This is a genomic window from Mycobacterium sp. E3251 (assembly GCF_001666835.1).
Classification (GTDB): Bacteria; Actinomycetota; Actinomycetes; order Mycobacteriales; family Mycobacteriaceae; genus Mycobacterium.
The window spans coordinates 1-6,074 of sequence record NZ_LZJF01000030.1; the positions used below are offsets into that span (position 1 = coordinate 1).

At 71.0% G+C, this 6,074-nt stretch carries 6 protein-coding genes and 1 pseudogene; 2 read left to right on the forward strand and 5 right to left on the reverse strand.

What is annotated here, in order from left to right; translation table 11 throughout:
* The 3 genes and pseudogenes from A5697_RS04220 to A5697_RS04230 form a co-directional block, all read right to left on the reverse strand.
* A pseudogene (locus A5697_RS04220) lies at window positions 1-369 on the reverse strand (hypothetical protein); the annotation flags it as partial.
* Window positions 370-410: 41 nt separating this feature from the next.
* Window positions 411-1,706: a primosomal protein gene (locus tag A5697_RS04225; RefSeq protein ID WP_068008275.1), complete on the reverse strand. Its 1,296-nt coding sequence runs from the start codon at window positions 1,704-1,706 to the stop codon at window positions 411-413.
* Between the two features lie 49 nt (window positions 1,707-1,755).
* On the reverse strand, window positions 1,756-2,574 hold the full coding sequence (locus A5697_RS04230) for an alkaline phosphatase family protein (protein ID WP_068008283.1): 819 nt from the start codon (window positions 2,572-2,574) through the stop codon (window positions 1,756-1,758).
* 177 nt (window positions 2,575-2,751) lie between these two features.
* Here A5697_RS04230 and upp point away from each other — a divergent pair, with 177 nt between their 5' ends.
* Window positions 2,752-3,375: a uracil phosphoribosyltransferase gene (upp, locus tag A5697_RS04235; RefSeq protein WP_068008277.1), complete on the forward strand. Its 624-nt coding sequence runs from the start codon at window positions 2,752-2,754 to the stop codon at window positions 3,373-3,375.
* Between the two features lie 5 nt (window positions 3,376-3,380).
* Here the strand turns inward: upp and A5697_RS04240 are convergent, their stop codons facing one another.
* Window positions 3,381-4,964, reverse strand: coding sequence for a phospho-sugar mutase (locus tag A5697_RS04240; protein WP_068008280.1), 1,584 nt, complete (start codon window positions 4,962-4,964; stop codon window positions 3,381-3,383).
* A gap of 1 nt (window position 4,965) precedes the next feature.
* Complete coding sequence (locus tag A5697_RS04245; protein WP_067943968.1) at window positions 4,966-5,772, reverse strand: purine-nucleoside phosphorylase; 807 nt, start codon at window positions 5,770-5,772, stop codon at window positions 4,966-4,968.
* Between the two features lie 56 nt (window positions 5,773-5,828).
* Here A5697_RS04245 and A5697_RS04250 point away from each other — a divergent pair.
* The coding region (locus A5697_RS04250; protein WP_231971971.1) for a cutinase family protein at window positions 5,829-6,074 on the forward strand (246 nt) is incomplete at its 3' end.

The following is a 6,074-nucleotide window of genomic DNA, read 5'->3' on the forward strand; positions in this document are numbered from 1 at the left end:
GGCGAACTGGCTGGCCGCCTCCTCGGCCGCCTTGAGCCGATTCGGTGCGACGTCGGTGGCCCGCATGGACTGCGACATGTCGATGACCAGGACGACGACGGCGCGGTTGCGCGGGATGCGCATGTCGTGGGTCGGGGTGGCCAGCGCGATGGTCAGCAGGACCAGGCTGAGCAGCGCGACGGCGATCGGGATGTGCCGCGTCGGCGACTGGGGCACGCTCGCCTCGGTGAACCGGCGCAACCGGCGTCGGCGACGCGCCTGGACCAGGACGTAGACGGCGAGCAAGGCCAGCGGTAGCAAACCGAACAACAGCATGCCCGGGCGCTGGAAGCCGTAGAGCGGTAACGGGCCGATCCCGGGAAGCGACACCCGCCAGTAAAGAGGAGACTCTCCGGGCCGTCAAACGGGGGCTATTCGCGCCTGAGCCGCCCGTCGACGAATTGCTCCAACTTCTCCCATTCCCGCACCGCCGCGGCGTACGGCGCCGAGGGCTTGCCGACCGAGCCGGGCTCGACCACGTAGGCCACCAGCTTGCCCAGCGGGCGGCTCGTCTCCAGCGCCTTGTCGACCGTGCCCTCCTCGGAGTAGTCGCCGATGTCGCGGAGCAGTTCGACGGCCAGGTCCAGCTGGTCGCGGTCCACCGCGTCCGGCCCGTCGGCGATGTCGTCGGCCAGCCCGCTGAGCACGTAGACGTTGTCCTCGGTGACCTTGACTTCCAGCGAACCGTCGGTGGCGGCGGTGCGGATGTCGTCGTAGGTGCTCAGGTCGGCCAGGTCGTGGTCGTGCTCGTCGGCGAGATAACGGGCCAGCGCCCGTTCGGAGGTGAACACGCTGATGCGCCCGTTGCGGCCCAGGAAGATCGGGCGGTCGTCGAGGTAGCACCGCAGGGTGTAGAAGGTGCCTGAACTCGTCATGATCCGAATCGGATCGATGCCGACCTGCTGCCAGAAATCCTCGTCGCTGCCCAGGATTACGGTGTCACCGGCCGCGCGGGGCTCCTCGGCGTCGGCCTCCACGGGCTCGTCGGCCTCGGCGTCGGCCTCCTCGTCGGCCTCGGCGTCGGCCTCCTCGTCGGCCTCGGTGTCTTCCGCCTCTTCCTCTTCCTCGGGCTCTTCGGCCAGCTCGTCGGCGGCCTTGGCCGACAGCTTGGTGTCCACCTCGGGGGTGGTGACGATGTCCTCGATCGCGCTGAGCACGTCGTCCCAGCTGCGCGCGATGATCTCGCCGAGCGCGTTCCAGCGCTTGAGGCCGGCCTTGCCGCTGAAGTGGTCGATCCCGCCGGACACGGTGCCCAGCGTGGGATTGCCGTTGAAGAACTTCGACACCGCCGCGAGCTCGCACACCGACCCGATGGACGAGACCAGCGCCAGCGTGCGGGCCAGCCCGGTCACCGACTCCTCGGTCGGCTTCTCCGACACCAGCTCCTCGACCGCGACCAGATCGAACTGCTTGTCGTCGGCGGGCGAGAACTTGTGCGCGTGCGCCGCGGTCAGGTCCTTCCACGCGGGGTGGTCGGCCAGGTCGTTGTCGGTGTCGGAGCGCACGAACGCGACCAGGTCGGCGACCGAGGAGAAGACGTACAGGTCCTCGTCCTTGCCCAGGAACGCCTCCCACTCGTCGCCGGCGTCGCGCCAGCGGGGCGCCCACACGGTGTAGCGGTCGCCGTCGGACAGGCTCAGGCGGATGGGCACGAGGTCAGCAGCCATGCGGCACACAATAGCGACGGCGGGGGAGGACCCCTGCCGTCGGGAGCGGCTAGCCCCAGATATCGGTGATCGGTGGCGCGCTGGCCGCGTATCCGGTTTTGGGCAGCCCGTACATCTGCTCGATCGTGGACAGCACGCTGTAGTGGTTGATCTGCTCGCTGTAATTGCCGGGACGGATGTGGGCGCCGTAAAAGATCGTGGGGATCTGGTTGCGGCTGCCGTTATCGTCCTCGTCGAACGTCACGATCAGCAGGCTGTTGTTGGCCGCCGCCCAGTTGGCGTAGCCCGACAGCTGCCGGTTCAGCCAGGTGTCGGCCTGAGCGATCGAGCCGTCGTGCATGTTGTCGTCGTTGTTGGGGATGACGAACGACACGGTGGGCAGGCTGGCGTAGTTGCCCATCGGGAACGCGGAGAACGGCAGCGAGTTCGCCGGCGGCACGTTGGTGAAGTTGGCCCAGGGCACGTGCTTGCGCGCGTACTTGCCGGCGCTGCACGCCGGCGAGCCGACCGCGGGCAGGCCCTCGGCGAATCCGACGAATGTGTAGCCGGTGGCCAGCAATTCGGAACCCAGGTTGGGCGCGGCGCCGCCGTTGATGGGGCACTGGTCCGTCGTCACCCCGAAGGTGTTGCCGGCGAACAGCGCCAGGTAATTCGGCTCGCTGGGGTGCGTTTCGGCGAACGATTGCACCATGTTTGCCCCACCCGCGGCCAGCGCGGTGATGAAGGGCGCCGACTTGTTGCCGATGATGCCGTTTTCGGAGCGGTTCTCCTCGACCACGATCACGATGTGTGCCGGCTGCGGAATGGCCGCTGCCACCAGGCCTATCCGCGGAGTCAGCGGGCTGGCCGCCAGCGCGACCAGGGCCAGCGCGCCGAGTGCCCCAAGGACGCGAAATGCCCTGCCCGTCAACCCTGTTGAATCCGCGATTCCGTTCAGCACTACGGGAGCATATGGGCGGACCGGGCAGGTCGCCGGCGGCGACGCGGGCGGCTTCAGCGGGGCGTTAGCGAACTGCGGCCGGATCGTTATATAAGGTCAAACACCGTGGAGGTGCGCGTTGTCGATCACCCGCTGGCGGTCGCCCGGCTGACGACGATGCGCGACGAACGCACCGACAACGAGGGCTTCCGGGCGGCGTTGCGGGATCTGACCGCGATGCTGATCTACGAGGCCACCAGGGACGCCGTCCGAGAGAATTTTCCGATCCGCACACCGGTGGCCGAGGCGCAGGGAGTGCGGCTGGCCAAACCGCCCCTGCTGGTGCCGGTGTTGCGGGCCGGACTGGGCATGGTGGACCAGGCGCTCGCGCTCCTGCCGCAGGCCGCGGTCGGCTTCGTCGGCGTGGCCCGCGACGAGGAAACCCACCGGGCGACTGGATATTTCGAGTCGCTGCCCGACGAGCTGGCCGGCCTGCCGGTGTTCGTCATGGATCCGATGCTGGCCACCGGCGGGTCCTTGCAGCACACCGTTGGCCTGCTGCTGGATCGCGGTGCGGCCGACGTCACGGTGCTGTGCGCGGTGGCCGCGCCCGAAGGCGTTGCCGCGCTTGAGAAGAAGGCTCCCAGGGCGCGCCTGTTCACCGTGGCGGTCGACGACGGACTCAACGAGAACGCCTACATCGTGCCGGGTCTCGGCGACGCGGGCGACCGTCAATACGGGCCGCGCTAGCCCCATTACCAGCGCTGCGCCGAAGACACCAGCTCGTCGCGCATTGCCCCGGCCCGCCGCCGGGCGTCGTCCAGCTCGCCGGTGACCGCGCAGCGAACCTCCATGTAGCACTTCAGCTTCGGCTCCGTCCCGGATGGCCGCACCACCAGCCGGACCGACGCTTCGTCGTCGCCGCCGGTGAAGATCAGCGCGTCGGCGATGTCGGTGACGGTCGCGGTGAACCCGGCCAGCGTTTCCGGTGGCGTCTCGCGCAGCCGCCGCATCACCTCGGCGGCCTCGGCGGCGTCGGCGACGCGGCGCGACACCGCCGCGACGTCGTGCACGCCGTAGTGCCGGGCGAGCTCGTCGAGCGCGTCGGAAACCGAACGTCCCCGGTCTTTGAGCGCGGCCACCAGGTCGCACACCAGCACCGCGGCGCTGATGCCGTCCTTGTCGCGCACGGCCTCCGGGTCGACGCAGTGCCCGATCGCCTCCTCGTACGCGTACACCAGCGTGCCGCCCGGCACGTCGGCGTCGGCGCGCGCCAGCCACTTGAAGCCGGTGAGCGTTTCGACGTGGGTGGCCCCGTACCGGCGCGCGATGGCCGCCAGCATCCGTGAGGACACCACGGTGCTGGCCACCACCGCCGCTCGCGGATCGGCGACCCGCGACAAGATGTAATCGCCCAGCAGCCAACCGGTTTCGTCACCGGACAGCATCCGCCAGCCCGAGCCGGCCGGGACGCCGACCGCGCACCGGTCGGCGTCGGGATCCAGCGCGATCGCGACGTCGGCCCTGACCTCTTCGGCCAAAGCCAGCAGCGCGTCGGCGGCGCCGGGCTCCTCGGGATTGGGGAAGGCGACGGTGGGAAAGTCGGGGTCCGGCGCGAACTGCGCGCCCACGGTGTGGATTTGGCCGACGCCGGCGCGTTGCAACGCTGCCACGGCCACGGTGCCGCCGACCCCGTGCAGCGGGGTCAAGGCCACCCGCACCGAACCGGTGCCGCGCCGCACCGCCGCGGACCGGGCGATGTAGCGCTCGACCAGGTCGGTGCCGGTGGGTTGCACCGGAGCCCGGTGGATTTCGTCGGCCGGGGGTGCGGCGGCCATCGCGGCCTCGATCTCGCGGTCGGTGGGGGAGACGATCTGGATGCCGCCGTCCGTGTAGACCTTGTAGCCGTTGTCGGTCCGTGGGTTGTGCGAGGCGGTGATCTGTATCCCGGCGGCGGCGCCGGTGTGGCGCACGGCGAACGCGACCACCGGTGTCGGCACCGGCCCGGGCAGCAGCATGACCGAGAAGCCTTGGGCGGCAAGCACTTCGGCGGTGACGGTGGCGAAAACGGCGGAGCCGTGCCGGGAGTCGCGCCCGACGATCACCGGCGAGCCGGCCAGGCCCCGATCGTCGAGCACCCGCGCGACCGCCCAGGTTGCGCGCGACACCACCGCGACGTTCATGGCGTCGGGCCCGCCGCGCACCGGGCCGCGCAGGCCCGCCGTGCCGAACCGGAGCGGGTGGGCGAATCGCGCGGCCAGCTCGTCGGGCGCGCACGCGGCGAGCTCGGCGGCCGTCGCCGGGTCGGGATCGTGTGCGATCCAGTCCTCGGGCGTCATCTCAGAACCGGGCTACGACGTCGGCCAGCAGCGCGCCCATTCGGCCGGCCGACGCGGCGCCGGCGGCGAGCACCTCCGCGTGGCTCAGCGGCTCACCACTGATCCCGGCGGCCAGGTTGGTGACCAGCGACACCCCCAGCACCTCGGCGCCGGCCGCCCGGGCGGCGATGGTCTCGTGCACGGTCGACATGCCGACCAGGTCGGCGCCCAGCATCCGCAGCATGCGCACCTCGGCCGGCGTCTCGTAATGCGGGCCCGGCAGGCCGGCGTAGACGCCCTCGGCCAGTCCCGGGTCGTCCTGGCGGGCGAGGTCCCGCAGCCGCGGCGAGTAGGCGTCGGTCAGGTCCACGAATTGCGGTCCGACCAGCGGCGAACGCGCGGTCAGGTTGAGGTGATCGCTGATCAGCACCGGCTGGCCCACCGTCAGGTCGGGCCGCAAGCCGCCGGCCGCGTTGGTGAGCACGACGATGCGCGCGCCCGCCGCGCAAGCCGCCCGCACCGGGTGCACGACGTGGCACAGATCATGGCCCTCGTAGGCGTGCACGCGACCGACCAGCACCAGCACCCGGCGCTCGCCGATGCGCGTCGAGATCAGCTCACCGGTATGCCCGACGGCGGTCGGGGGCGCGAACCCGGGCACGTCGGCCTGCGGCAGCACGGCGACCGGGGAGCCGAGCGCGGAAACCGCTGGGCGCCAACCGGATCCGAGCACGATGGCGACGTCGTGCCCGGGCACGCCGGTGCGCTCCCCGATGACCTGCGCCGCCCGCAGCGCGAGCTCGGCGGGGTCGAGCGGGGGTTCGGCCACAGTGGGGGAGCTTAGCGGCGCGGTGGCACACGCCGGAATATGTGAAAATCTGCCGCATGAATCTTCGTAAGTGGCCGATTGCCGGCCTGGCCGTCGCCGTTGCGGTGGCGGCTCTTTCGATCGCCACCGGTCCGCTGGCGCCGGCGCGGGCCGACGGATGTCCCGACGTTCAGCTCATCTTCGCCCGCGGCACCGCCGAGCCGCCCGGTCTCGGGGTCGCCGGAGACGCGCTGCTCGCCGCGCTGCAGCCGGCCCTCGGCTCGCGCAGCGTCGACGCGTACGCGGTGAACTACCCGGCCAGC